This is a genomic window from Ruegeria sp. CDSC068 (assembly GCF_059610545.1).
Genome location: NZ_JBXWNV010000003.1, coordinates 188564 through 214340, shown reverse-complemented (window position 1 = coordinate 214340; position 25777 = coordinate 188564). Strand labels below are relative to the sequence as shown.

Annotated in this window: 20 protein-coding genes; 10 read left to right on the top strand and 10 right to left on the bottom strand. The window is 55.5% G+C overall.

Annotated elements, in window-relative coordinates:
* Positions 1–4 precede the first annotated feature (4 nt).
* From AC2FID_RS08405 to AC2FID_RS08380, 6 genes are all read left to right on the top strand, one after another.
* The gene (locus tag AC2FID_RS08405) at positions 5–2125 is read left to right on the top strand and encodes a 3-hydroxyacyl-CoA dehydrogenase NAD-binding domain-containing protein (protein WP_298856007.1); all 2121 of its coding nucleotides are present in this window, start codon (positions 5–7) and stop codon (positions 2123–2125) included.
* A complete protein-coding gene (locus tag AC2FID_RS08400; protein ID WP_209509591.1) occupies positions 2122–3306 on the top strand; it encodes an acetyl-CoA C-acyltransferase in 1185 nt (394 codons plus the stop codon). The genes AC2FID_RS08405 and AC2FID_RS08400 overlap by 4 nt, the downstream gene beginning before the upstream one ends.
* A gap of 128 nt (positions 3307–3434) precedes the next feature.
* Positions 3435–4454: an AraC family transcriptional regulator gene (locus AC2FID_RS08395; protein WP_170520204.1), complete on the top strand. Its 1020-nt coding sequence runs from the start codon at positions 3435–3437 to the stop codon at positions 4452–4454.
* Positions 4455–4646: 192 nt separating this feature from the next.
* The gene (locus AC2FID_RS08390; protein WP_299665341.1) at positions 4647–5825 is read left to right on the top strand and encodes an acyl-CoA dehydrogenase family protein; all 1179 of its coding nucleotides are present in this window, start codon (positions 4647–4649) and stop codon (positions 5823–5825) included.
* Between the two features lie 309 nt (positions 5826–6134).
* The gene (locus tag AC2FID_RS08385) at positions 6135–7436 is read left to right on the top strand and encodes a DUF3300 domain-containing protein (protein ID WP_299665344.1); all 1302 of its coding nucleotides are present in this window, start codon (positions 6135–6137) and stop codon (positions 7434–7436) included.
* 1 nt (position 7437) lies between these two features.
* On the top strand, positions 7438–8328 hold the full coding sequence (locus AC2FID_RS08380; RefSeq protein WP_299665347.1) for a DUF2950 family protein: 891 nt from the start codon (positions 7438–7440) through the stop codon (positions 8326–8328).
* 1117 nt (positions 8329–9445) lie between these two features.
* Here AC2FID_RS08380 and AC2FID_RS08375 read toward each other — a convergent pair.
* A complete protein-coding gene (locus AC2FID_RS08375) occupies positions 9446–9880 on the bottom strand; it encodes a helix-turn-helix domain-containing protein (protein ID WP_131726293.1) in 435 nt (144 codons plus the stop codon).
* A gap of 353 nt (positions 9881–10233) precedes the next feature.
* Here AC2FID_RS08375 and AC2FID_RS08370 point away from each other — a divergent pair, with 353 nt between their 5' ends.
* Positions 10234–11328 (top strand): tyrosine-type recombinase/integrase, encoded by a 1095-nt coding sequence (locus tag AC2FID_RS08370; protein WP_058281578.1) that lies wholly within the window; start codon positions 10234–10236, stop codon positions 11326–11328.
* 376 nt (positions 11329–11704) lie between these two features.
* Here AC2FID_RS08370 and AC2FID_RS08365 read toward each other — a convergent pair whose 3' ends face one another.
* Positions 11705–12589, bottom strand: a complete 885-nt coding sequence (locus tag AC2FID_RS08365) for a LysR family transcriptional regulator (protein WP_496836330.1) — start codon at positions 12587–12589, stop codon at positions 11705–11707.
* A gap of 87 nt (positions 12590–12676) precedes the next feature.
* On the opposite strand from AC2FID_RS08365, the gene AC2FID_RS08360 reads away from it, so the two are divergent.
* On the top strand, positions 12677–12973 hold the full coding sequence (locus AC2FID_RS08360; RefSeq protein WP_282119410.1) for a YciI family protein: 297 nt from the start codon (positions 12677–12679) through the stop codon (positions 12971–12973).
* A 116-nt stretch (positions 12974–13089) separates the two neighbouring features.
* Here AC2FID_RS08360 and AC2FID_RS08355 read toward each other — a convergent pair whose 3' ends face one another.
* Positions 13090–13392 (bottom strand): SH3 domain-containing protein, encoded by a 303-nt coding sequence (locus AC2FID_RS08355; RefSeq protein ID WP_282119409.1) that lies wholly within the window; start codon positions 13390–13392, stop codon positions 13090–13092.
* 598 nt (positions 13393–13990) lie between these two features.
* Between AC2FID_RS08355 and AC2FID_RS08350 the strand changes: the two genes are divergently transcribed.
* Complete coding sequence (locus tag AC2FID_RS08350; RefSeq protein ID WP_496836328.1) at positions 13991–16783, top strand: bifunctional aconitate hydratase 2/2-methylisocitrate dehydratase; 2793 nt, start codon at positions 13991–13993, stop codon at positions 16781–16783.
* A 37-nt stretch (positions 16784–16820) separates the two neighbouring features.
* Here AC2FID_RS08350 and AC2FID_RS08345 read toward each other — a convergent pair whose 3' ends face one another.
* The 6 genes from AC2FID_RS08345 to AC2FID_RS08320 form a co-directional block, all read right to left on the bottom strand.
* On the bottom strand, positions 16821–17753 hold the full coding sequence (locus tag AC2FID_RS08345; protein WP_496836326.1) for a hypothetical protein: 933 nt from the start codon (positions 17751–17753) through the stop codon (positions 16821–16823).
* A gap of 6 nt (positions 17754–17759) precedes the next feature.
* Positions 17760–19073, bottom strand: coding sequence for a TRAP transporter large permease (locus AC2FID_RS08340; protein ID WP_058272117.1), 1314 nt, complete (start codon positions 19071–19073; stop codon positions 17760–17762).
* A 4-nt stretch (positions 19074–19077) separates the two neighbouring features.
* Positions 19078–19611, bottom strand: a complete 534-nt coding sequence (locus tag AC2FID_RS08335) for a TRAP transporter small permease (protein ID WP_058272118.1) — start codon at positions 19609–19611, stop codon at positions 19078–19080.
* 68 nt (positions 19612–19679) lie between these two features.
* On the bottom strand, positions 19680–20657 hold the full coding sequence (locus tag AC2FID_RS08330; RefSeq protein ID WP_109311038.1) for a TRAP transporter substrate-binding protein: 978 nt from the start codon (positions 20655–20657) through the stop codon (positions 19680–19682).
* A gap of 52 nt (positions 20658–20709) precedes the next feature.
* Positions 20710–21960 (bottom strand): NAD(P)/FAD-dependent oxidoreductase, encoded by a 1251-nt coding sequence (locus tag AC2FID_RS08325; protein ID WP_496836324.1) that lies wholly within the window; start codon positions 21958–21960, stop codon positions 20710–20712.
* Complete coding sequence (locus AC2FID_RS08320; protein WP_496836322.1) at positions 21957–23090, bottom strand: enolase C-terminal domain-like protein; 1134 nt, start codon at positions 23088–23090, stop codon at positions 21957–21959. Before AC2FID_RS08320 ends, AC2FID_RS08325 begins: the two co-directional genes overlap by 4 nt.
* 99 nt (positions 23091–23189) lie before the next feature.
* Here AC2FID_RS08320 and AC2FID_RS08315 point away from each other — a divergent pair, with 99 nt between their 5' ends.
* The gene (locus AC2FID_RS08315) at positions 23190–24110 is read left to right on the top strand and encodes a LysR family transcriptional regulator (RefSeq protein WP_058276592.1); all 921 of its coding nucleotides are present in this window, start codon (positions 23190–23192) and stop codon (positions 24108–24110) included.
* On the opposite strand, the gene AC2FID_RS08310 is transcribed toward AC2FID_RS08315, so the two are convergent.
* On the bottom strand, positions 24071–25765 hold the full coding sequence (locus AC2FID_RS08310; protein WP_496836320.1) for a thiamine pyrophosphate-binding protein: 1695 nt from the start codon (positions 25763–25765) through the stop codon (positions 24071–24073). The genes AC2FID_RS08315 and AC2FID_RS08310 overlap by 40 nt on opposite strands.
* Positions 25766–25777 lie beyond the last annotated feature (12 nt).

Sequence of the window (25777 nt, the reverse complement as noted above, 5' to 3'; positions counted from 1 at the left end):
AAACATGATTTCCACTAAACACACCGAGAGTGTCGCTTTCATTGAGCTGAATGCCCCGCCAGTGAACGCTCTTGGTCTCAAGATGCGACTGGCGCTTTCCTCGGCCATCCACGAGCTGGACGCCGATGAACAGGTCAAAGCTATCGTTCTATGCTCGGCTCTGCCGCTCTATTGCGGCGGCGCTGATATCGTTGAGTTCCGCACCGGGGCAGTTTGGGACAAGCCGGACCTGCCAGACCTGTGTGTAACGATTGAAACCAGCAAGAAACCCATTATCGCCGCGATAGCAGGTCCCGCTATGGGTGGTGCGCTGGAGATCGCGCTTGCCTGTGATTACCGTGTCGCCACGCCGGATGCCGTGATGGGCCTACCTGAGATCAAACTGGGGCTGCTGCCTGGTGCCGGAGGCACCCAACGACTACCCCGGATTGCCGGTCTGGAAGTGGCAACGCAAATGATCCTTTCCGGTGACCCCGTGAAAGGCGATTATGCCCTGTCTTGTGGGCTGGTCGACGCACTATTTGAGAACGACCAGGATTTTCGCGCGCATGTTTTGGGTTTCGCCACCCGTGTCAGCCATGAGGGCGATCCGAAACGCAGTTGCGCGGATATGACCGTCACACATCCTGATCCGAAGGGTTATCTCGCGGGTTTCCGAGACCAGATAGCGCACACGTCCAAAAACCTTGTCGCCCCTGAACGATGTTTGGTGTCCATCGAGGCCGCGTGCGAAATGCCGCTGGCCGAGGGGTTGGCACAAGAGAAGGCAGGTTTCGCTGAACTGCTCGACACACCTCAATCGCGGGCGGGGCGGCATCTGTTCTTTGCAGAGCGTGAATGCACCAAGGTTCCCGGCGTTACCCGTGCTGACCAACCACGTAGCATTTCATCGGTGGCTATGATCGGTGCCGGAACAATGGGGCGCGGCATTGCCATCGCCTTTCTGCAGGCGGGGTATCCGGTCACGTTTCTGGAAACCACGCAAGGTGCGCTCGAACAGGGGCTGGAAAAGGTCCGGGAGCATTTCCAGCGTGCGGCTCAAAAAGGGCGGCTCAGTGCGGATCGGGCAGAGGCAATCTCCGCCAACGCCACCGGGACACTCAGCTACGGCGACCTTGCAGAGGCCGACCTGATCATTGAAGCGGCGTTTGAAAGCATGGATGTCAAACGCCAGATTTTTGAAGCCCTGGACCGACACGCAAAACCTGGCGCGATACTGGCCTCAAACACATCGACATTGGATGTTGATGAAATCGCCGCAGTCACATCCCGCCCGGAGGATGTGATTGGTCTCCATTTCTTCAGCCCGGCCAATGTCATGCGCTTGCTGGAGGTGGGGCGCGGCGCCAAGACCGCTCCCGATGTCATTGCAACGGCAATCACGGTCGCAAAGAAGATCCGGAAGCTCCCTGTCACGGTTGGCGTGTGCTACGGCTTTGTTGGAAACCGGATGCTGGAGCCATACTTCCGCGAAGGATCCCGTCTGCTTCTAGAGGGGGCGACGCCGAAACAGGTGGATGACGTCCTTGAAGGCTTCGGCATGGCCATGGGCATTCATGCGATGGCAGATCTGGCGGGAGTCGATGTGGGCGCCCGCGTGCGTCAGGAGCGGCGTAGTGAAATCGCGCATGACCCGACATACCAGGCTGTGCAGGACAGGTTGTTTAAACTAGGCCGACTGGGTCAGAAAACCGGGCGAGGAAGCTATGTCTACGAGGGGCGGACGCGGGTCGAAGACCCTGAGATTGTTCAAATCAGTGCCCATTTGGCAGACTTGCATGGCGTGAAGCGCAGGGAAATCGACGATCAGGAAATCCTTGAGCGTTGTCTGTTCCCCCTGATCAACGAGGGCTTCTTGATCCTTGAAGAGGGCATTGCGACGCGCCCGGGTGATTGCGACCTGATCTGGACCAACGGCTATGGCTTTCCGAACTGGCGCGGCGGCCCAATGCACTATGCCGACGAGTTTGGATTAAGCCAGATTCTGGAACGCATGAACCACTATCGGCAGTCGCTTGGTGCCTATGGTGAGATGTGGTTCACGCCTGCGCCTTTGCTGGAAGAACTCGCAACCTCGGGCGTAACACTTGCCGCGCATTTTGATGCCAAAAAGGAAAAATCATGAGAGAAGCCGTTATCGTCTCAACCGCACGAACCCCTATTGGGGTTGCCTTCAAAGGTTCGCTGAACAACATCAAATCCCCTACCATGATGGGGCACGCCATTCAACACGCTGTTGAACGTGCAGGCGTGGACCCCGGTTCGATCGAAGATGTCGTCATCGGATCGGTCCTTACGGCGGGAACCGCAGGCATGAATGTCGCGCGTTTGTCGGCGCTGGCGGCGGGCCTTCCCAATACGGTGGCAGGACAGACGATCGACAGGCAATGTTCATCGGGATTGATGGCCATTGCGACGGCCGCAAAGCAGGTCATTGTGGATGGTCAGAATGTCTCCGTGGCAGGCGGGCAGGAAAATATTTCCATCCTGCAGAATGCCTATCTGAAATGGGCGGGCGATGAGAAAGATCCAAACGTTATCGCCCAATCTGAACATGCCTATATGCCGATGCTGATGACGGCGGAAAATGTGGCGCAGGTATATGGGATCAGTCGTGACGCCCAGGATGAATATGCTGCACTTTCCCAAGGTCGGACGGCCCGGGCTCAGGCTGCTGGCGCCTTTGATGACGAGATTGTCCCGATCACTGCGATAAAGCGGGGCAAGAATCGCGAAACCGGAGAGGAAACCCTGGAAGAAGTGACCTTGTCAAAAGACGAAGGCAACAGGCCGGGTACGACGGCCGAAACACTTGGCCAGCTGAACCCGGTTGTCGAAGGAGGACTGATCACTGCCGGAAACGCAAGCCAGCTTTCTGACGGGGCCTCGGCTTGTGTGCTCATGGAAGGCAAAATGGCTGAGCAACAGGGTCTCACACCGCTAGGTATCTATCGCGGCATGGCTGTTGCAGGAAACGCACCGGAAGAGATGGGGGTCGGCCCGATCTATGCCATTCCAAAGCTGCTTAAGAATGCAGGTCTTCGCATCGAAGACATCGGCCTTTGGGAGCTTAACGAAGCCTTTGCCTGCCAGGTTCTCTATTGCCGCGACCACCTTGGGATTGATCCCGAAATCTACAACGTGAACGGCGGTGCGATATCGATTGGCCACCCCTACGGCATGACAGGTGCGAGACAAGTCGGGCACGCTCTGCTTGAGGGGAGGCGTCGTGGCGTAAAATACGTGGTGACCTCCATGTGTGTTGGCGGAGGCATGGGGGCCGCAGCGTTGTTCGAAGTCGCCTGACCCCACTGAAATGAGTTCAAGCAGAGCGTTATCTGGTTGAGACATTGACATTCTGTCATCTGCGAAGGCCGCCATCTGCAAGCCTGCGTTTCATGTCGACCGGAATTGGTGATACCTCCTGAGGCGTTATGACCAATGTCACGCCAACGATCCTTTCCACGGTTTCCAGCCAGTTTGTCGATGACTGGCTGGCGGCGCTGCGTGCCCTGTGCCCAGAGGCGCAGATGGCGTCGCTGCTTAGCCGGTCCGGTCTGAACGCGGATACGCGCTCGCCGAATGGTCGCGTCACGCTGGATCAGATCGTTTGCCTCTATCAACTTGCCGCAGTTGAGACCGGTGATGAGATGATGGGGCTTTGGAGCAGACCCGTCCGGCCGAGGGCCCTACAACATCTTCTGACCACTGTCAGGGAAGCCACGTCTCTTGCATCGGCGCTCTACCGGTTTTCAACGTTCTGGAACTTGTTGCTGGATGATTATCAGTTTGATCTGGAGGACGCCGACAACGCGTTGGTGCTTACCCTGAAACCACAAGGCGAAGTGCCGCTTCAGCGGTTTGGACATATGCTGATCCTCAAACTTGCCCACGGGCTCATGTCTTGGCTGGCAGGGCACGAGGTTCCGGTCAGGGGCGTCGATTTCGCATTTGACCGCCCGGACTTTGATCAGGATTACGCGATCATCTTTCCCGCACCGCTACGGTTTGGCCAACCCGCCACCGCCATCGCGTTTGACCCGAATGCACTGGGTCCAGTGCAGACTCGAAGTACAGCTGATCTTGACCGGTTTTTGCAAAACGCGCCCCGGGACTGGATCTTCACCTCTTCGCGTGAACACACCCAATCGCTGCGGGTGCGCACTTATCTGGGCCAAACGGGATGGGACGCGGCGACCCTGACCCAGACAGCATCCGCAATGCACATGACCCCGCGCACCCTGATCCGCAGGTTGCAGTCGGATGGGACGTCGTTTCAGGCGATCAAGGATGCCCTGCGGCGCGACATCGCGATCCGCGATCTACAAGCGGGACGCAAAAGCGTTGAGGCCATCGCACATGATGTCGGCTTTTCCTCGGCTGCCAATTTCCACAGGGCCTTTCAACGCTGGACCGGCAGTACACCCAGCGCATATCGCAAATCACATACATAAGCGGCCATTTGTCACTTTTGGACAATTATCTGTCAGCACACGAGATAGAGCTTAACGGGCTGGCTCGCTAAGTCTTGCCGCAGAGAAGCATTTTCAGCTGAAGTTTCGCCTTCATAGCTCATCAGTCCGGCCATCCACGATTGCCGGGTTGTGGCGTCATCTGAGAACAATCGCCATTGAAAGGATCCATCAATGTCAGACAAACTCGCCACCATACTCCAGGCCGCACGCGACCACGCCGAGCAGGTCATCCTGCCCAATGTGGACGCCTGGAACGCCACGAAGACATGGCCCCGTGATGCGTCAGACAAGGCCGGGGCCGTTGGCCTGACGGGGCTCTACGCCCCCGAGGAGTTTGGCGGCCAGGGCTTGCCACTTTCAGAGGGCATTCAGGTCTACGAACAGCTGGGGCTCGGAGATGGCGCTTATGCCTTTGCCCTGTCGATGCATAACATCTGTACGTTCGCGGGCTGCGGCTATGGCACAGATGCCTTCAAGGAAAAATGGGCGCGAGACCTGACCTCTGGCCGCAAACTGGCGAACTTTGCACTGACCGAACCGCAATCCGGATCGGATGCCACAAACATGTATTCGCGGGCCGTGATCAATGACGACGGCACATGGACGATCAGCGGTGCGAAGGCATGGGTCAGCCTGGCGACCGAGGCTGATATCTATTTCACCGTGGTCAAGACCAGCAATGAGCCCGGCCACCAGGATATGGCGATGATCGCCATTCCAGCCGATGCGCCGGGCCTCAGCTTTGGTCCGCTCTACGACACCCCGTCCTATAACTTCCTGCCGCTGGCCGAGATGTACATGGACACAGTCGTGGTGAGTGACGACAACATCATCTTGCCGATCGGTCAGGGCTTGCAAGGCTCGCTCATGGCGATCGATATCGCCCGCGTTTCGATTGCGTCAGGATGCTGTGGATTGATGCAAGCCGCATTGGACACGGCGCTGTCCTATTCCAAGAACCGCAAGATGTTCGGTGGCAAGAACCTCGATCTGGACGGGATCCAGTGGATGCTCGGCGAGGTTGCAACCGATCTTGAAGCCTCCAAGCTGCTCTATCGAAGGGCGGCAGAATCCCTTGGCACGTCTGAGGGCCCACTGATGGCCGCTCATGCCAAACGGTTTGTGCCAGATGCCGCAGTGAAGGCTGCGAACACCTGCACGCAAGTGTTGGGCGGTATGGGGCTGTTGCAGCCCTATGGTCTGGATCGTTTGTCCCGCCTCGCACAAATGCTGCGGATCGTGGACGGGACGACCGAAATCAGCCGGGTGGTCATTGGGCGGGCCCTGCAAAGACGAGCGTCGACCTTGCCTGACCTGCCAGTACCGAAAGGATTTGGTGAAACCGGCTGAACGTCCCACCCCCGGTGAAGCGGAACCAACCTGAAAATCTCCTCTGAGATCGGTAAAGTCGAAAGACCAGCCGCACATGTGCGGCCGGTTACTCGAGATTGCAGACCTTGGTGCAAACGCAGCGGATTCACCCTTTGTCCGCACAGCAGACGCTCACGAGTAATTTGCAAATGACCGCATCGAGCCCAAAGCGAACGCTCGCTCAAACTTGGTTTGGGGGACATTATTATCCCAAAACCGTCTATTTGACTGACCGGTTGCCAGAATCGCAGTCTTAGGTGATCCTTCAAGAAATCGAAGGATCGCAATATGTTTAGGTTTCTATTAATTGCATTCGGTATTTGCGTATCTACTTTCGCGTTAGCGCAAGAGTCGTCCGAAGATGTGGCGGGAAAAGATGATACCTCGGCAACCTCGTCCAGCCTGCTAACTGATGCTGAGTTGCAGACATTGGTCGCCCCGGTTGCTCTTTATCCCGACACGTTACTCATACAGATATTTGTCGCGGCCACCCAGCCATTGGAAATTGTTAAGGCTGAGCGGTATTTGCTGGATAACGCCGACCGCGACCCCGTTGAACTTGAGCCGGAAATCGAAGCAATGGGATGGGATCCTTCTGTCAGCGTATTGGCGACGGCGTTTCCCGAAGTTGTTGGTCAGATGGCCACCCATATCGACTGGACCGAGACAGTCGGCACAGCCATGTTGGCCCAGTCCGATGATGTGATGGATGCGGTGCAGGTCATGCGGGATCAGGCAATTGACAGCGGCGCTCTTGTTTCAGGTCCCGAGCAAACTGTCGAAGTGTCTGACGACGACACAGTAGTAATTACACCGACAGAACCCGAAACGGTATACGTCCCACAATACAATCCCGAGACGGTTTATACTGGCCCGTCAACCGGGGATGTTGTGGGCGCAGCACTACTAACGTTTGGCGCCGTTGCCCTGATCGACGAAATTTTTGACGACGACGATGATTGGTATGACTATTGGGGGTGCCGAAATTGCGGTGGCTGGGGCGGTGGTCCGATTTACAGAAATCCAAACATCGACATAGACGTCGATGGCAACGTCAATATCGGCAATGATATAGATTTAGGTGACCGAACGGATATCGGATGGAACCCCGATCCTGACCGGCAACAGGAGGCCCGGAACAAAATAGCGGACCATAAAAGACCTGAAGGTGGCCGCGGCGACTTGCCGGTTAGCCGTCCTGACGGTCGCACGGATGAGCTGCGTGCAAAGTTGAGCCGAGAATCTGGTGCTACAGATATTAGCCGGGACCGCGGGGCGGCAGCAGCTGCGGTCGGTGCCGGTGCGGGGGCTGTAGCAGGCGGGGCATTAGCGAACCGGAGCAACGCAAATCGGGATAAGGCCGCTGCAAAGCAACAGGCCATTGATCGTACCAAACGTCCAGATGCGGCGAAAAAGCCAGTCGCACAAAGACCGCAGACCGCCAAAAAGCCGCAGGCGAAGAAAGCCGCATCGACGCAGCGCAAGCCCGCGGCATCCAAAGGGCAAGCGATGAAGAAAAAGGCGTCCGGCAGCAGAACTCAAAGCGCGTCCAATCGTGGACACGCCGCTAAAGGCAAGCGGAGACGGTAAGATGCGTAGATCAGTATTTTCAATTTTGTTGCTTGCCGCGACCACAAGCCCGGCTCTCTCTGAAGGAGCCAGATTTGATACGCCGCAAACCGCACTGGATGCTTTTGTTGATGCGTTGAAGGCTAATGATCAGAGCAAGCTGATCGAAATTTTCGGGCCTGAAGCCGAGGATCTGGTTGGAACGGGTGATCCGGCGGAAGATCAAGAAAGAAGGCAGGAAATGCTTGGCATGTATGCCGAGGGGTATCGTTTCCGGCCTGAGGACGATGGCGTTGTACTTCTTCTGGGTGAAGACGGTTGGCCTTTTCCTATCCCAATTTTGCGAAAAGATGATGGTTGGCGCTTTGACCTGGAAGCTGGGATCGAGGAACTTTCAGCTCGTGAAATAGGCTTGAATGAGTTGGAAGTGATCGAATTGCTTGAGGCCTATGTTGATCTGCAGGCAGCTTTCCGGCTTGTGGACCATAATGGGAATGGCGTTATGGAATTCGCTCAGACGATCATTTCTGATCCCGAAGAGCAAAACGGTCTCTTCTGGCCTGGAAAAGACAGCTTTGTCGGTGCGGCGCTTGCCCGCGCCGCAGCTTCGGGGTGGAGTGACGGTCAGGCTGACTATGAAGCCGAGCCGTTTCTTGGCTATTATTACACAATCCTGCAAGAGCAGGGCCCTAACGCTCCCGGGGGTGCCTACCCTTATTTCGCCGGGGATCACTTCGTTGCAGGACATGCCTTGCTGGCAATACCGGCAGACTACGGAGAAACTGGTGTCCATTCCTTTCTGGTTGGCGAAAACGGCATAGTCTACGAGGCAGATTTTGGCCCGGAAACACTCAGTATTGCTGCTGAAATTACTGCCTATGATCCAGACACTAATTGGTCACCGGTCGAGTAATGTTTGGATTGATAGTGGCGATTAAGCTCTGATGCTTTGCTGAGGCCACTATTTGCGGATCGTGTAACAAGCTTCAGTTCGATGGTTACGTGTACCCGAACAGGTTCAGCCTGGATCGCTCTTGCAACACACATTGTAACGGCTTGCAAATTGTCCATCTTACGGTTTGATCCATTCTTCTGCCTTAACACGTTTCGAGTCAATGACTGAAAAGTCCGCAGCCTTGCCATCCGACACTGGAATTTGAACGTCCGGAATGTGCGGTTTTTGACCTACCGCATATGCGAAAGACCGACTCTCGCTAAACGGCAGGAACGGGCTCAACGAGCCTGTCGAGGCGCTGAATATTAGCCTGAAAAAATCTCTTATTTTCAATGATCCTATCAGGGCAAACACGCGCTGCAACCAAATGTTGAAGTACAAGTTCCAGGGAATGCAAATCCTAAGCCCGAGCGAAAGGCCGCAGCAGTCTGCAAATAAATCGATAGAACTAAAACTCATGCTTCCATCATACTTTTGAGGGAACCAGTCTATCCAGAAGCATCCGGACTTGAGTTCAAGATTAGATTTCTGTGTTCCAGATAGACTTGGAGAGAGGAGTTTTGCAGAAATTCAGAAGCATCATTGGTTGGGCGCGCAAGTCTTGCTTCTATAAACGCAAGAATACACACAACAACAAGCCCGGCTAGTATCCAAAGGTACGCGAAAAGCCCTAGTAGATCTGGGCTGGTAACTTGAACGGCTATCGGAGGGGTGAGAAGAAGAATTGTAAGCATCAAACCTTTTTTCAACTTCTTCTGCTTCTGCAAATAATCCGTAGATATTTCCTCAACCTCATGCTCCAGCCTACGCACCCATGACAAGTACTCGTCTTCTAGTTGGCCACGTAAATAATGGCCGCAACGACAAAACTCTCTAGAAAGATACTCAATCCCTCCGCAGGCCTCACATTCCGTGGCATTCGGGCAACCTCTAGTCGGCCTAACTCCGTTGGAGCTTCCAGGTTGGTACGGTGCATCAAGTTGGGTCTCTTCTAGGATGCTATCTACCTTGCCCAACACGCCCACTTTGCGCGGCCTCAATTGCTCGGCTTTTCGCAAAACTTCGTTCTCTAACATCAAGCGACTAACCTTAAGATGGTGTCAATTCTGGCTATATCGGGCACTTGGTTAAGGCCCTCAATCGTTTCGGGGCTCAGAGCTTCTTTGAAAAGAAAATCTATAGCGTCCCATTTCTTTTCGGGTGCTACAACAAGGCCGCGATTAATTATTCTGTGCTCAACTGCGATTCCAAGTTTACGATAGGCATGCGCCATTTCCGAATGTCGGCGGCTTTTGCCTTCAGCAGTGTCCCCTTCGAGCATCCAGAGCGGATCGACATCGAATTCTTCATAAACCTTCAGAAGTAGGGTGGCGGTTAGGTCGCGTTGGCCACGTTCATAGTACTGATATGCACTTCGACTGATGCTAAGTCGTTGCGCCATTTCTTCTTGTGACAGACGCGCCTCGGTTCGGACAGCCGCAAGGCGCACCCCTAGGTCAGGAACAGTCATGATGTACCTTTTTGTGGTTGCATTGACCACGATTATGGTTATCTCTATTCAATGTAACCGCTCATAGAGGCATTTGGTTCGTTTTAGGTAGCATTATCGTAGTTTTGTTTCGATCTGAACGCAAAACGAAAATTTTGCCTCGATATGTGTGCAGTCATTGAGGAGTTGAAATTGCAAAAAATTCTCGAGACACCAAGGGAATTAGCTGAACGAGTGGGCATCCCCGTTTCCAACGTTCGCTATCTAATCCGCGAAGACATGCTGGATCATATTTATACAGCCCCAGGCCGACGAAACCCCAAGATTCCCAATGGTGCGTGGGAACGATACCTCGATCAATTTACGGTGAAAGCATGCCCCGCAAACCGACCCCGCCCCGCCTTGCACGCGACCGAAAACGCCTCGCCGATGGCAATTGGTACATCTACTGGACCGAAGGGGGACGCAGCCGTGAGCACTCGACTGGCACTGGGGATCGCGACCAGGCTGAACTCTACTTCGCAGAATGGAAGCTAAGGCGCTTCAGGCCGGATCGCGCGGTCGAGCCACACGAATTCTATGTGACTGACGCAGTTTCGCACTATCTGGCGAAGCGATTTGACGACGTTACTGACCCGGAGCGTTTGGCCAATGCAGCAAAGCCAATCATCAGGTTTTTTGATGGCTATGCCGTGGGCGATATCAACGATGTGCTCATTAAAGAATACTGCCAGAAACGCCGGAAGAGCCGTCGAGACAAGGGGCTGAAGGACGGCACCTTGCGAAGGGAGCTCAGTTTGCTCTCCACTGCTATCCGGCGTGCCGAGGAAGATCAGCTAATCACGCGCAAAATAACGGTCCGACTACCTCCGAAACCCGAGGGTCGTATCCGATTCCTGACATGTGATGAAGCGCTAAGGCTAATCCGGGTATCGCGGAGCTTCGATACGCCTCTGGAGGATGGCGTGCCGACCGAGTCAAAGACTGAGCACCTGACTCTGTTTCTTAGGATCGGATTGCTGACCGGCCAGCGAAAGGAGGCGATCCTATCCTTGCGCTGGTCTGATATCGATTTTCATAGCAACATCATCTACTGGAACCCCGTTGGACGGCGCCGCACGAAAAAGGAACGCCCGAGTTCTAGGCTGCCTGCGCGTCTGAAGAAGCACCTGCTATGCCGACGAAGGCGGTTTCCGGTAGACGAATTCGTAGTCACCCATCGCGGCAAGTCACTGCAGAACGTCAAACGCGCATTTAGGACTGCCGTTGTGGCGGCAGGCTTGGAGACCGAGGGGGACCGAAAAGTCGTTCCACACACTCTGCGGCACACCTGTGCGACCTGGCTAATGCAAAAGGGGGCGCCCAAGTGGGACGCCTGCGGCTTCCTGGGTATGACCCACGAAACGCTTGAGAAGAACTATGGGCATCATCACCCTGATCACCAGAGAGGAGCGGCGGATGCAATCTGATATCCAGATCATTTCCGGATATAGATCGGTACAAACGTGAACAAAGGAACAGTGAAATGATAGTACATTACAATAATTACAATGGGTTAAAGTCAGGCCCGTTCCTTCGGGAGGCAGGGGTCGGAGGTTCGAATCCTCTCACTCCGACCAATAAAACAAGGCGCCCAAGGGCGCCTTTGTTGTTTTCAGGACAGTGATCCAAATTTCGCTGAACCTGAGCATTGGCCGAACTCTAACGCATTGGCAGCTTTACGCAGGTGCTCGGGGCTATTAGGTACGCGGCGTCGCATTCCAAAGCTTTCGCCAAAGCCGAGACGCGATCCAATGCTACCTTGGAACTGGCCGCAAGGCGGTTCGTAGAAACGTTCCGGGGCTTTCAATCCAGACCAGACCATTTGATGTCTACCAACCACTTTTTTGCGGCCAAAATCGACGCTCGCCCAGTTTGGTCGACATGTGACAACAGCCATACATCGCGGGCGACCGGATTTGTCTGATCATCAAGTAAGAGGGCGCGGAGCCTTTTGTCGCCATCCGCGATTAACGATGGCAGCAGTGTTTTCCCTAGACCATTTGCCGTCGCTTCCAGTGCGGTTTCGACGTCCGCCACCCGGATATTGGCACGCCGCGTGCTTGAAGCAGAGATCGTTTTCTCAAGCCATTTGGCCTGCGGCAGGCCGGCGTTGGCATCATCATAGGTGATCCAGCCGAGATTTTCCGCGTCATCTGCTGAGATCTTTCGATCTACATATACGCCAAATTGCAGCTCGCCCAGTTTCTGGGCCTTAATGCGAAAGCCACCCTCGTATGGGCGGGCAAACCGCAGGGCCAGATCCGCCTCACGCCTGGAAAGGTCTAGATTGTCCGAGCTTGGAAACAGCTCGATCGTCAATTGAGGGTGCAACTGGCCAATCACGTCAATTTGGGGCACGAGAACGCGATTGATGATGACCGGTACAGAGGTGATCCGAACGACTCCTGACACGTGATCTGCCGTCCTGTCTGCACGTAATTGCAGCGCCCGGTTCGCGGACTCCATGGTTTCAGCGTAGCTGAGAATGTCCAAGGCAGCATCGGTGGGTTCATATCGTCCCGCAGCGCTGCTTAGAAACAGGGATAGGCCAAGATCAGATTCAAGCGCCTTGACCCTGCGTGCCACTGTTGTTTCGTTCACCCCTGTCGCCTGTGCGGCGGCTTTTAGCTTACCGCCGCGAAACAGGGCCAGGAAATATCTGAGATCATCCCAGTTTGTGCTCTGCATTTCTGCAGACTAGACTGGCAGATTATCCAATTCAATCGGCGAAAATGCTGTGCATAGATGATGGTGTTCTAAATAGGAGAGCAGCTTATGAATTTCATCATTCTCTTCGAAGATGCACCGCAGGCCGACCCTGACATCCGTAAAAACCATATGGCGCAGCATCTAAGTTTCCTTGAACGTCACGCAAGTAAGATTGAAGCGGCCGGTCCGTTGTCAGATCCCGAAAGACAAGGGCGCGATGGGCTTTGGCTGGTCGATGTAGACTCGATAGATGACGCAGAAAGTCTGATCAGAGAAGATCCTTTCTGGGAGACAGGTTTACGTGCGTCCTACTCAATAATCCCCTGGAGGCTGGTTTTTTCGGCAGGGTCGCGACTGATCTAGAAACTGTATTGCTTTCGGCGGCCAAGAAGAACAGTCGCCGGATAGCCCAACAGCAAAGATGGATTTTATCGACCTTTCTCGGCGCTGCACGAACGGTGGCCCCCGGAATTGTCACATCATAATTTTCGCAAATAGGCCCAGGACACATATCCCTTGAGCTGACGCGCGCGATCAAGCGACACACGGCACCAACGGGTGCCACCAGTTTGTTCGCAACTGTGAACCCGCAGGGCGGTTCCATTTGGAAGCCCAACGATAACGATATACCCTGTTCCCGGCCCAGCACGCATTTTCAGCATGTCACCCTCTTCGACACCAAAAACCTCGTATCGTCCAAGTGAGGCCGCTTTTGCAGCCTCAGTGGTTATAAAGATCCCTAGAACAAATACCGCCAGGTGAAAGAAAATTGCGTTGCGCATCGGTTTTTCCTGCTTGTTGCCTCGGACATCATCTTAACGAACCGGATCGACAAGCGGAACGATTCCAGGCAATAACTTTAGGACGCCGACCGGTGTCCAAAGTGTGCTTAGCCTGAAATAGCGCGTCGTAAGGGCAAAACGGATGTTTAGTTTACGGATGTTCTCCCGGCACTTGGCCTTCGGCTGCGTTGGTTTAAAACCTGTATTGGTTGTCCTCATCCGCTCCCCGGACGTGCAGCGTCCGAATGCATGGCTGACGCAGGTCCTCACCTACATTGGGGGCATCGGTCGGACTTCATCGCCTAGCTTCAGGAATTTCCGCGCCCGGTAGCCTTGATCCGCAGGCCTCCATGCCGGTGAGACTGGGTTCGAGGTTTTCAAGAATTCTACTGCCGGATCTCGGTATAATCGTATTGAAGAAGGTTTCGCCCGGCATTCAGAAATTGAACTGGGTACAGTGATGAAACAAAACCGGTAAATTTCCAAAGCGGTACCTTGAAACCTGGGTGGCAATTGTATACCGGTGCATACAAATATGATCGAGCGGGTTGCCCCACGCCTCTCAACAGCAGCAGATTCACACAAAGCGGAAACAGCCATGAGCCAGTATTCAGATTACTTGGATGAAATTGAAACGCGCAAAGAACAAGGGCTTAGCCCGAAACCCATCGACGATGGTGCGCTGGTCGAGGAAATCATCGAACAAATCAAGGATACTGGTCATCCGCATCGCGCAGATTCGCTGCACCACCTGATTTACAACACGTTGCCCGGCACAACCAGTGCTGCGGGTGCGAAGGCAACGTTCCTGAAGTCCATCATCGTCGGCGAGGTAACTGTTGAGGAAATCTCGCCAGAATTCGCGTTCGAACTTCTGTCCCACATGAAGGGCGGACCGTCCGTTGACGTGCTTTTGGATGTTGCATTGGGCGACAAGCAGGACACAGCGGTTCAGGCGGGCGAGGTTCTGAAAACTCAGGTATTCCTGTACGAGGCTGACACAGACCGCCTGAAAGCCGCTTATGAGGCGGGCAACAAGATCGCTGCGGATCTCCTTGAGAGCTACTCCAAAGCCGAATTTTTCACCAAGCTGCCCGACGTGGACGAAGAAATCCAAGTTGTCACATATATTGCAGCCGAGGGTGACATCTCCACTGACCTTCTGTCGCCAGGCAATCAGGCGCATTCGCGTTCCGACCGCGAGCTGCATGGCAAATGCCTGATTTCCGAGGCCGCACAAAAAGAGATTTTAGCGTTGAAGTTGCAGCACCCCGACAAGCGCGTGATGCTGGTTGCGGAAAAAGGCACTATGGGCGTTGGTTCGTCGCGAATGTCGGGGGTCAACAACGTGGCGCTTTGGACCGGCAAGCAAGCCAGCCCGTACGTACCGTTCGTCAATTTTGCACCTGTCGTGGCAGGCACAAACGGCATTTCGCCCATCTTTCTGACAACCGTGGGAGTCACCGGTGGTATCGGTGTCGACCTGAAGAACTGGGTCAAGAAAGTGGACGAGGATGGCAAGGCGATCCTCAACAACGATGGCAACCCGATTTTGGAACAGCGCTATTCGGTTGAGACCGGCACCGTGCTGACCATCAACACGAAAAAGAAAAAGCTCTATAGCGCGGATGGCAGTGAAGAACTGGTCGACATGGCCGGTTCGTTCACCCCGCAAAAGATGGAGTTCATGAAAGCCGGCGGCTCTTATGCCATCGTCTTTGGCAAGAAACTGCAGACATTTGCATGTGAGACGTTGGGCATCGAACTGAAGTCGGCCTTCGCCCCTGCGAAGGAAGTCAGCCATGAAGGTCAGGGGCTAACGGCTGTCGAAAAGATCTTTAATGCAAATGCGCGCGGAGCGACCCCGGGCAAAGTGTTACATGCCGGCTCTGACGTGCGCGCCAAAGTCAATATCGTGGGCTCTCAGGACACCACCGGTCTGATGACCAGCCAGGAGCTTGAGGCTATGGCTGCCACCGTCCTGTCACCCAGTGTCGATGGTGCCTATCAGTCCGGCTGTCACACAGCTTCGGTCTGGGACCTCAAGGCGCAAGCCAACACGCCGCGCCTGATGGCGTTCATGCACAAATTCGGCCTGATTACTGCGCGTGATCCCAAGGACGTGTACCACGCGATGACGGACGTCATTCACAAGGTGCTCAACGACATCACCGTGGATGACTGGGCCATCATCATCGGCGGCGACAGCCATACGCGGATGTCCAAAGGCGTGGCCTTTGGTGCGGACTCGGGCACGGTTGCACTGGCGCTGGCCACGGGTGAGGCGACAATGCCTATCCCGGAATCCGTCAAGGTGACGTTCAAGGGCGAAATGGCACCGCACATGGATTTCCGTGACGTGGTGCACGCGACGCAAGCTCAGATGCTGGCGCAGCACGGCGACAACGTTTTCCAGGGCCGGATCATCGAAGTTCATATCGGTACGCTGCTGGCGGACCAGGCCTTTACCTTCACCGACTGGACGGCCGAGATGAAGGCCAAAGCGTCGATCTGTATCTCGAACGACGATACGCTGATTGAATCGCTGGAAATCGCCAAGTCGCGGATCAAGATCATGATCGAGAAGGGCATGGATAACGATGTTCAGATGCTGCAGGGCCTGACCGACATCGCGGACAAACGTATCGACGAAATTCGCTCGGGTGAAAAACCGGCCCTTCGCCCTGATGATAACGCCAAGTACTTTGCCGAAGTCGTCGTGGATCTGGATCAGATCGTCGAACCGATGATCGCCGACCCCGATGTAAACAATGCCGACGTGTCTAAGCGCTATACCCACGACACGATCCGCCCGATCTCGTACTACGCTGCTGAAAAGAAGGTTGATCTGGGCTTTGTGGGCTCCTGCATGGTGCATAAGGGCGATATCAAGATCGTGGCCCAGATGTTGCGCAATCTCGAAGACGAGTATGGCAAAGTCGAGTTCAAAGCCCCGCTTGTTGTTGCCGCACCAACCTACAACATCGTTGATGAGCTGAAAGAAGAAGGTGATTGGGCAATTCTGCAGAAGTATTCGGGCTTTGAATTCGATGACCTGTTCCCCAAGCAAACCGCTCGGACCGAGTACGAAAATATCCTCTATCTTGAACGCCCGGGCTGTAACCTTTGCATGGGCAACCAGGAAAAAGCTGCCAAAGGCGACACTGTTCTGGCCACGTCCACCCGTCTGTTCCAAGGCCGTGTTGTAGCGGACAGTGAGACAAAGAAGGGTGAATCCCTTCTGGGTTCAACTCCGGTTGTTGTTCTGTCAGCCATTCTGGGTCGTACGCCGACGCTGGAGGAATATAAGGTTGCGGTCGAAGGCATCGACCTGACCAAATTTGCACCACCGATGGAAGTTCCCGGTACTGCTCGTTCTGTGCATTTCTAGTAAAATAGCGGGCGCGGCGAATGTTGCCGCGCCCGCTTTACCCCAACCTGCCCGAAGCTTGGTAAAAACGGCGCATTACAATGGGGGTCAGGTACATCGGGATCTGATAGGCCCCGATGAACACCAAAAGTGGCGATGTCACCTCGGGTGGTAACGCAATCAGAAAAATCGCGACATTCCGGTTTCCGGCGACAATTGACAAAGCGGTGGCTTTGTCGGCAGCCACTCGGTTGCGTGTCAGAAAAAACATCGCCAGTTGCGCGCCGAAATTGGCCAGACATGCGATCCCGACCCAAAAAATCGCAAGACCGGGGTCAACAAGAGCTGTCGAGGTCACTGACGGCATCAAGCCGATCACAAATACGGCGAGTGTGATTGTTGCCAACCCTTCTAAATTTTTTAGCGTGGTTTGGGATGGGTTTCTCATAAACGCGAGGCGCAACAACACGGCTGCAACAGTCGCCCCCGCAATCGTCACAAACAGACGCAAGACGGCGATCAGAACGGATTGAAAGTCTCCCAACTCGGGTATCAGAACGAAGATGGGAAACACGGTCAACGGCAATACGGCGGTCCCTATCACCATCAGGCGCATGGCGTGTTCTGCCGGATGTCCCATCATCAGGCACATGTTGGCACTTCCCGAGATGGACGGAGCCGCGGCCATGATCAGCAGCGACAGAAAGACCGGCGTGCCGGTCCACCCACCGACTATGCCAATAGTCACAACTAGTAGCGGCAAAACCAGCTGGAACGCGATCACTGTATTTGCCACCTGGCGTAAATCGACCAATGACCCCAACAACAAAGAAGGCTCAATTCTAAGGACCGTCAGAAACAGCAGCAGTGCGACAAGCGGCGGTAAGACCGCCCGCATCGGCTCGGCCAGCGCGGGCAGCAGCAATCCGGCGGCCAGCCCTACGACAAGAACATAAGGACCGTTACGCGCCGCCAGATGAAGTGGGTTCAATCCCCCCTACCCGCCCGGGCTTTGCCTAAGGTTTTCCGGCAGCCATGTGGCCAGTTCCGGGAACCAGATCAGGACGAAGACCATCACCACCATGATCAGAAACATCGGAATTGCCGCTCGGGCGATATAGCTCATCTCATGGTTCGTCATGCCTTGCATCACAAACAGGTTGAAGCCGATCGGCGGCGTGATCTGCGCCATTTCAACGACAACCACGATAAAGATACCGAACCAGATCAAATCGATACCCGCGTCCCGGATCATCGGTTCCACCACGGCCATGGTCAGAACGACTGATGAGATACCGTCAAGGAAACACCCCAGAATGATGTAGAAGACCAGCAGGACCATCAAAAGCTCAAACCGCGTCAGCTCCCACCCGGCGATCAGGTCAGCCAGACCGCGCGGCAGGCCCGTAAATCCCATGGACAAAGACAGGAACGCGGCCCCTGCCAGGATCAGAGCGATCATCGCACTGGTCCGGGTGGCGCCCATCAGGCTTTCGGTAAACGTCTTCCAGGTCAGCGACCCCTGCCCTGCGGCCAGCAACAGACCACCGATCACGCCAAAGGCGGCGGCTTCGGTCGCGGTGGCATAGCCCAGATACATCGACCCGATCACCACCATGATCAGCAGGATTACCGGCAACAAGAAGCGTGAGTTCTTGAGCTTCTCAGAAAAGCTCAGTTTGCTCTCACTGTTTGGGTTCCAGTCTTTCCCGAATTTCGAATAAATTGCGACGTATCCCATGAACATCGTCGCCAGCACCAATCCAGGCAAGATGCCCGCAAAGAACAGTTTGGTGATCGATTCATTGATCGTCACGCCATACACGATCAGCGTCAGCGATGGTGGGATCATCAGACCCAGTGTCGCCGCGCCGGTCAATGTTCCGATGATCATTCGCTCCGGGTAATTGCGTTTTCTCAGTTCAGGGATCGACATCTTACCCACGGTCGTCAGTGTCGCCGCCGACGACCCGGATACGGCGGCAAAGACTGTGCAGCCCACGATATTGGTGTGGACCAATCCACCAGGCAAAGGTGCCATCCACGGCGACAGACCTTTGAACATGTCCTCGGATAATCGCGTTCGATACAGGATTTCGCCCATCCAGATGAACATCGGCAGAGCTGTCAGGGTCCAGGACGAGGACGCCGACCAGATGGTTGTGATCATCACGTCGCCTACGGGACGTGTCGTGAACAGTTCCATCCCGACCCAGGCAACGCCCATAAGCGCCAGACCGACCCAGACACCGGTGCCCAACAGGGTGAAGAGAACAAAGAGGAAGAGGATGATGACAGACAGGTTTTCCATGCGCTTATTCCCCGTGGCTCTGATCGGCTAGATCGCGGACGATACGGTGATTGCCACGGAAGAGGACGTGGACCAGATGATCGGTCAGGGCGATTGCAAGAATGACCCCGCCGATCAGCATCGCAGACTGCGGAATCCACAGCGCAGTCTTGTCCTGACCCTGGCTGATATCGTTGAACTTCCAGCTCCAATAGACAAAACGATAGGCATACCAGCAAAAGTACCACATCACCGCGGCACCCACGGAAAAACACCATATTTCAAGGATGCGGCGAACCCGATCGGGAACCGCATTGAGCAGGATCGACACACGAATGTGGCTGCCTCGGTTCAGCGCATTGGCAAATGCCAGAAAGGACGCGGCGGCCATGGCATAGCCGGCGTAATCAGGGGCGCCGGGAAAAACCTCACCGGTCCAGCGGGCCAGCATTTGCACAACGATCAGCAGCAAAATGGCGATCAGGCTAAGCGCTGCCAGAACCCCCGCCGCCTGATAAATGAAATCCAATACGGACCTGAGCCCTCGTAGTGCCGCCATGCTGTCCCCACTATTAGTTATTCTACGGAAACGGGCGGCAGGTTGATCCGCCGCCCATCTCTGGCCAATTACTGAGACGAATTGAACGCATCGACGATGGCCTTGCCCTCGTCACCTGCGGCCTCAAGCCACTCATTGGTCATAGTGACACCGATCTCTTTCAACTCGTTGGTCATCTGCTCGGACGCCGGACCGACTGTCATGCCTCCATCACGCAGACCTTGCAGGGTAAAGCCGGTGTATTCCTTGGCGCGCCAATTGCCGGCATATTCGGCAAGCTCTGCACAGCCCTTGATGACGTTCTTGTTGGCATCAGAAACGCCAGCCCAGATGTCTGAGTTGACCATGACGTAGTTGCGCGGCAGCCACGCGTCCACTTCGTAGAAATAATTTAGACTTTCCCAGACTTTGCGGTCATATCCGGTCGACCCCGACGACACCATCGAGTCCGCGACACCAGTGGCAAAAGCCTGGCTGATTTCTGCAGCCTCGATTGTCACAGGCAACATGCCGGTCAGTTCCGCCAAACGCGACGTGGCATTGTTATAGGACCGGAATTTGATGCCTTCCATGTCGGCGACAGAGTTCACCTCGTCTTTAAAGTACAGCCCTTGCGGCGGCCACGGCACGGCATAAAGCAACGTCAAATTCTGTTCAGCCAGCAGATTTTCAATCGAGGGTCTTGCAGCCTCCCATAGCTTGGCGCTGTCATCGAACGACGTTGCCAGAAACGGGATCGAGTCGAACCCGAAAAGTGCGTTTTCGTTCTGGTGACCGGACAACAGACGCTCACCAATTGGGGCTTGCCCGGTTTGAATGGCACGCTTGATGTCGGCGCCTTTGAACAACGACCCGGACGGATGCGTGACGATCTCAACCTCACCACCGGTTCCTGTTGTCACGCATTTGGCAAATTCCGCACCCGTGGCCGAGTGGAAGTTCGATGCCGAATACGCCATGGGCATATCCCATTTCTCGGCCATCGCCGGTGCGGTTGCTGCGGCTGTCAAAGCGGTTGCCGCCAGAAGGCTTGTCAATTTCTTCATCTTTTTCTCCCTGTTTAATTTTGTTTTGCCGGCTTGTGTTACCGGACATTTCTTAAGTCGCGTAGCGAGACGGAGCATAGACGCTCATGTCTGCGTTTGGGGTCCTGCCCGCGATCATCTGCGCGAGCAGACGTCCTGTTTTTGGCCCGCCTGTCAGACCGATATGATGGTGGCCAAACCCCATAAATGCTCCGTCAATTCCCGGCACTTCGCCGATGATCGGGATCGAGTCTGCCGGTGCGGGCCGGTGCCCCATCCATTCTACTTCGTCCTTCCATGTCACGCCCGGAAAGGCCGCCCGGGCATTCTTGCGCATCAGTTCGAACGGTGCCCTCGAAGGCGGCGCGTCCAGCCCGCCGAATTCGACAATCCCAGCCAGCCGGATGCGGCCGTCCATCGGCGTGGCAACGAACTTGCCCGAAGCAACCATAACCGGACTTTTCGGCATCGCGGAAGGTTCCACCAATTCAAGATGATAACCACGTTCTGTCTCCAGAGGAACAGAAACGCCCAATTTGCTGGCCAAAGGCCCCGACCAAACGCCCGCAGTCACAATGGCTGTGTCACACGGGATGGTCTCACCAGCCACCCGAACGCCTGAGACTTTACCGTTCTCGTGTACGACGTCCTCAACAGCAGCACGGATGACCCTGCCGCCGTTGGCCTCGACATGTGCGGCTAGGTCTTTCACGTACCGCCCGGGATCGGTGATGTGTCCGTGATCGGAAAGTTTGGCAGCAAATCCGATATCTTTGCTGTAGATCGGGTCGTAGGCGTGGAACGCGGCACCCTCTAGTTCTTCCCACTTGAACCCGTGCTTGCGCCGAACACCCCAACCAAAGGCATCGCCTTCGAAATGCTGACGGTTTTCGTAGAGGAACAGGTAGTCGGAAGGCACAATCCATTTCTCGGCCGCCGTACCCTGAGCCAGCGCCTGATGATCGTTTAGGCTGTCTCCTACTATAGGGGTTAGCGCGGCCGCTATACGTCTGACGTCGCTTGCGTTTGCGTGTTTCAGATAGCGCGTCAACCACGGCAATAGCTTGGGTACGTAACCCCATTTCATGAATAATGGCTGAGATGGGTCAAACAGCATCCTGGGCGCTTTTTTCAAAAGACCCGGCACCGTGACTGGAATAATCGAGCATGAGGCTAGCACACCGCCATTGCCATGCGAGGTGCCCTCTCCGGGGCCGGCCTTATCGATCAGGACGACATCATGTCCGTCACGTTGCAGCCAGACGGCGGTTGAGACACCAACTATACCGGCACCGATAATGGCAATTGTCTTTTTCTCGTTCATGCCGCCACCGCTTTGGAAACAGCATAGTGGTTTAGCTTTGCCTCGTCTGGCTTCCCTCCAAGACCCGGTGTATCGGGGACTATGACCTGGCCCCTTTTCACCTCGAATGGCCCCTCAAGAATGTCTTCTGCCAAGAAATAAGAGGCCTGATAAAACTCGCAGCCCAGCGTAATTTCCATTGTGGCGGCGATCATGTGAGTGCCTGCCAGATGTGCCAGGCCAGCCTCAAACATATCTCCGCCATAAGCACTCAGGCCGTGTGCTGCAGCCATGCGAGCGACTGTTTGCCCGCGCAGCAGACCTCCGGATTTCATGATTTTGACCGAGACACCGTCGCAGATCCCTTCGCTTGCAGCCCGCTCCATATCCTCGGGGCCAAAGACGCTTTCATCGGCCAGTAGCGGCACATCCGTCATTTGCCGCAGCTTTGCCATCATGCCGTAGTGATGCGCGCGCACCGGTTGTTCGATGAAATCGGGATTGAACGATGCCACGTCCCGTACCTGCGCCGGTGCGTCCTCGATCGACAGACCTTGATTGTAATCAACACGCACTGAGAACTGTGGGTAATGCTTCGCCAAATACTCAAGGCGCATGATATCAAAAGCATGATCCTTGAACCCAGTCTTCAACTTCACGATCCTCACGCCGTCGTCCTCCAATCGGGCCAGAAGATCTATATCCTGCGCAAAATCGGGGTTAGCGATGGAGCAGCTAAGCGGGATCGCGTCGCGGCATTTCCCTCCCAACAAGGCCCAGACCGGAACGGCGCTGATCCTACCCGTCAAGTCAAGCAATGCTGCTTCCAACGCCGCTTTAGCCTCGGTGCAATGCGCCACCGCATATGAAGCACGCTCCATGATGGCGGCTCTATCAGCAACCCTCGCCCCCATGACCAACGGACGGAGGTAGCGATTCAGGGCGGCGTATGTCGCTTCGGGCGTTCCGGTGAATACCGACCATGGTGAGGCTTCGCCATATCCGTGGCTACCATCCTCGGACGTCAGGCGAAGGACAACGACCTCGCACACGCCTTCGACAGATCCAATGCCGTGGTCCCGGCGGGATGTGACGGGCAGTTCAAGGTGCCACAGGTCGTAGCCGATGATTTTTTGTGACAGATCGACCATTCGTCCTCCCCAGCGGTAGGTGGAAGCCTGCCTTGACCGGCATATCATTTCAAATACTATGTTTTCGTAATTCCATCATAAGAAATGATAGGGTAAGCTATGTCTCTGCGCTTTCGTCAGTTGCAGGCGTTCCACGCCATCATGGAAACCGGCACTGTGACGGGAGCCGCGTCAGTCCTGGGAATCTCCCAACCGGGCATCAGCAATCTGTTGGCTCAGTTGGAACGTGAGGCCCGGCTGCCCTTGTTCGAACGAAACAAAGGACGTCTTTTGCCGACGCCAGAGGCCGAGCTTTTGTATCGAGAGGTCGATACGGTGGTCCGCGGGCTGGATCACGTCGCGCAGGCCGTGTCGGATCTTCAGAACAAACATCCCGGGCAGTTGCAGGTCGCGGCACCTCACTTGTTGTCGTTCGGTTTCATGCCGCGAGAGATTGCACGCTTTGCCAAGTCACGCCCCAATCTATCCGTCAGCTTCCAGTCCCAGTATTCTTCGAAAATACAGGAGTGGGTAACCTCGGGCTTGTTCGAGATCGGCATCGTCGAGATGCCAATACTCCACGATACGCTGAACTATCAGGTCTTCCATTTTGAAACGATGGCTACGTTCCCCGAGGGTAGCCATTTGGCGGCCCATGACGTTCTGACACCAGAACTGTTGGAGAATGAGCCTTTCATCGTCATGGGCCCCGAGCACCAAACCCATCGCAGGACCCGCGACATTTTTCAGACTGCAGAGCGTACCTGGCAGACGCGAATACACACGCATTTGTCGGAAAACCTGCTGAGCTTTGTCAAACAGGGCATGGGCGTCGCGATGATTGATCCGTTCACAGTGACCTTCGATGAAGAGGGCGGATATCAAACCCGCCCTTTCACACCAGCCGTCACGCTGGATCTTGCGATAATCACCGCAAAAGGACGCCCTTTATCAATGATTGCGCAAGAGTTTCTGGCCCAACTGACCCCGTCAATCGCGTCTTATGCCACCCATTCCGACACCGGTGCCGCAGCTTCGTGAAGCTGTTGTGAGTGGATGTCGACCAGCGTCGGGCCATCATGCTCAACGGCCTGCTTCAAAACTCTGCGCAGATCATCCGGGTCTTTCACTGTCCAGGATTTGACCCCAAATGCCGCCGCAACAGCGGCGTGATCGGTCCGATTGAAATCGACGTTGTAGTAACGCTGCCCAAAGCCTGCATCCTGACCCGCTTTGATCCAACCAAAGACTGAGTTCGAGAATACGATCGAGGTAATCGGCATTTTGTGCCGCACCATCGTTTCAAACTCACCGCAAGTGAAGCCAAACGATCCATCCCCCATAACGGACAATGTCTTGACCGATGGCCGACCTACATGGGCGCCCATGGCCGCACCTAGCGAATACCCCAACGCGCCATGTGCCCGATTGGTGATAAAATGCCGTCCCGGTTTGCGCCAGCGGTAATGGGCGCTGAAGTAAGGGCACGGGGTGCCCGGATCAGCGACAACAATCGCATCATCGTCCAGAATGTCTGCAAGAGCCGCCATTACGGCTTCGGGCCGGATCGGGGTGTCGCGACTGGCCGCAAGCGGAGCGAACGCCGCCAGCTTGGCTTCCCAAGCGGCACGGGCTTGGGCCGCTCCACCAAAACCTGGCAGATCGTGCCGCGTCTCAAGCGACCGCGCCAAAGCCTCAAGCGCCAACCGGGCATCGGCACAAATGGCGACTTCGGTCTGATAATTTGCGCCGATCACCATCGGGTCGCTGTCTATATGGATGATGCTGGCATCCCGCCCGGGGCTGCGCCAGCGTTCGGTCGTGACCGACCCCGCGCGGCATCCGACAAATATGACCACATCGGCCTGATCCACAATGGCGCGCGTGGCCGGAACACCACCGTTCGAGCCAACGACGCCCAAGGCCAGCGGATCCGTTTCGGCAATGGAACCCTGACCGGAAACTGTTGTGGCAACTGGGATATCCAACAGGGTGGCAACACGGTGCAATGCCTCTTCGGCCCCGGACAGAACCGGCCCGCCGCCGCAAACGATGACTGCTGATTTGGCTTTGGCCAGGATATCCGCGGCCGCTTCAATGGCATCCAGATCCGGTCCAGCCCGTTCGGCGGGATAGCTGCAGTGGCGTGCATCTGCCCAAACCTCAGCCTCGTCCACCGGACCTTTCTGCGTATCAAAGGGCAGCGCCAGATGTGTGGCTCCTGGCGTTCCGGTCGTCATTGCACGAAACGCAGCCCGCACCATCGCAGGCAAACGCGAGGCGTCGTCCAGAGACGCATTCCACTTTGCCAACGGCTTGAACAGCGCAGCCTGATCCAACTCAGTCAACGGGTATTTTCCGCGGCTGGTCGTCGCCACGTCAGAGGTGATCGCCAGAATGGGAACCGAGCTTTCGCTGGCCTCGATCACCCCCGGCAGTATGTAGGTTGCCCCGCCTCCGGACGGGCCTTCGCAGACGCCCGGCTTGCCAGTGACGCGTGCGTATCCATCCGCCATATAGGCCGCGTGACGTTCATCCCGGGTCAGTATGTGCTGAATACCATGATCCATCCGCGCTAACGCGTCATAGAAGGGCAGCGTTGTATCACCGCACAGGCCGAACATGTGTTTCACGCCGTGTGCTTCCAACATGCGCACCATTGCTTCGGCTCCTGTCAGATAATTCGTCCCGGTCATGGCTGGGTTTCC

Bases quoted from the DNA above. Each gene is read 5' to 3' on its own strand.
- AC2FID_RS08380 (WP_299665347.1), top strand. From the start codon at position 7,438: ATGCGTAGATCAGTATTTTCAATTTTGTTGCTTGCCGCGACCACAAGC.
- AC2FID_RS08320 (WP_496836322.1), bottom strand. From the start codon at position 23,090: ATGGTCGATCTGTCACAAAAAATCATCGGCTACGACCTGTGGCACCTT.
- AC2FID_RS08310 (WP_496836320.1), bottom strand. From the start codon at position 25,765: ATGACCGGGACGAATTATCTGACAGGAGCCGAAGCAATGGTGCGCATG.
- AC2FID_RS08385 (WP_299665344.1), top strand. From the start codon at position 6,135: ATGTTTAGGTTTCTATTAATTGCATTCGGTATTTGCGTATCTACTTTC.
- AC2FID_RS08400 (WP_209509591.1), top strand. From the start codon at position 2,122: ATGAGAGAAGCCGTTATCGTCTCAACCGCACGAACCCCTATTGGGGTT.
- AC2FID_RS08330 (WP_109311038.1), bottom strand. From the start codon at position 20,657: ATGAAGAAATTGACAAGCCTTCTGGCGGCAACCGCTTTGACAGCCGCA.
- AC2FID_RS08350 (WP_496836328.1), top strand. From the start codon at position 13,991: ATGAGCCAGTATTCAGATTACTTGGATGAAATTGAAACGCGCAAAGAA.
- AC2FID_RS08335 (WP_058272118.1), bottom strand. From the start codon at position 19,611: ATGGCGGCACTACGAGGGCTCAGGTCCGTATTGGATTTCATTTATCAG.
- AC2FID_RS08325 (WP_496836324.1), bottom strand. From the start codon at position 21,960: ATGAACGAGAAAAAGACAATTGCCATTATCGGTGCCGGTATAGTTGGT.
- AC2FID_RS08395 (WP_170520204.1), top strand. From the start codon at position 3,435: ATGACCAATGTCACGCCAACGATCCTTTCCACGGTTTCCAGCCAGTTT.
- AC2FID_RS08355 (WP_282119409.1), bottom strand. From the start codon at position 13,392: ATGCGCAACGCAATTTTCTTTCACCTGGCGGTATTTGTTCTAGGGATC.
- AC2FID_RS08375 (WP_131726293.1), bottom strand. From the start codon at position 9,880: ATGACTGTTCCTGACCTAGGGGTGCGCCTTGCGGCTGTCCGAACCGAG.
- AC2FID_RS08370 (WP_058281578.1), top strand. From the start codon at position 10,234: ATGCCCCGCAAACCGACCCCGCCCCGCCTTGCACGCGACCGAAAACGC.
- AC2FID_RS08405 (WP_298856007.1), top strand. From the start codon at position 5: ATGATTTCCACTAAACACACCGAGAGTGTCGCTTTCATTGAGCTGAAT.
- AC2FID_RS08340 (WP_058272117.1), bottom strand. From the start codon at position 19,073: ATGGAAAACCTGTCTGTCATCATCCTCTTCCTCTTTGTTCTCTTCACC.
- AC2FID_RS08315 (WP_058276592.1), top strand. From the start codon at position 23,190: ATGTCTCTGCGCTTTCGTCAGTTGCAGGCGTTCCACGCCATCATGGAA.
- AC2FID_RS08360 (WP_282119410.1), top strand. From the start codon at position 12,677: ATGAATTTCATCATTCTCTTCGAAGATGCACCGCAGGCCGACCCTGAC.
- AC2FID_RS08390 (WP_299665341.1), top strand. From the start codon at position 4,647: ATGTCAGACAAACTCGCCACCATACTCCAGGCCGCACGCGACCACGCC.
- AC2FID_RS08365 (WP_496836330.1), bottom strand. From the start codon at position 12,589: ATGCAGAGCACAAACTGGGATGATCTCAGATATTTCCTGGCCCTGTTT.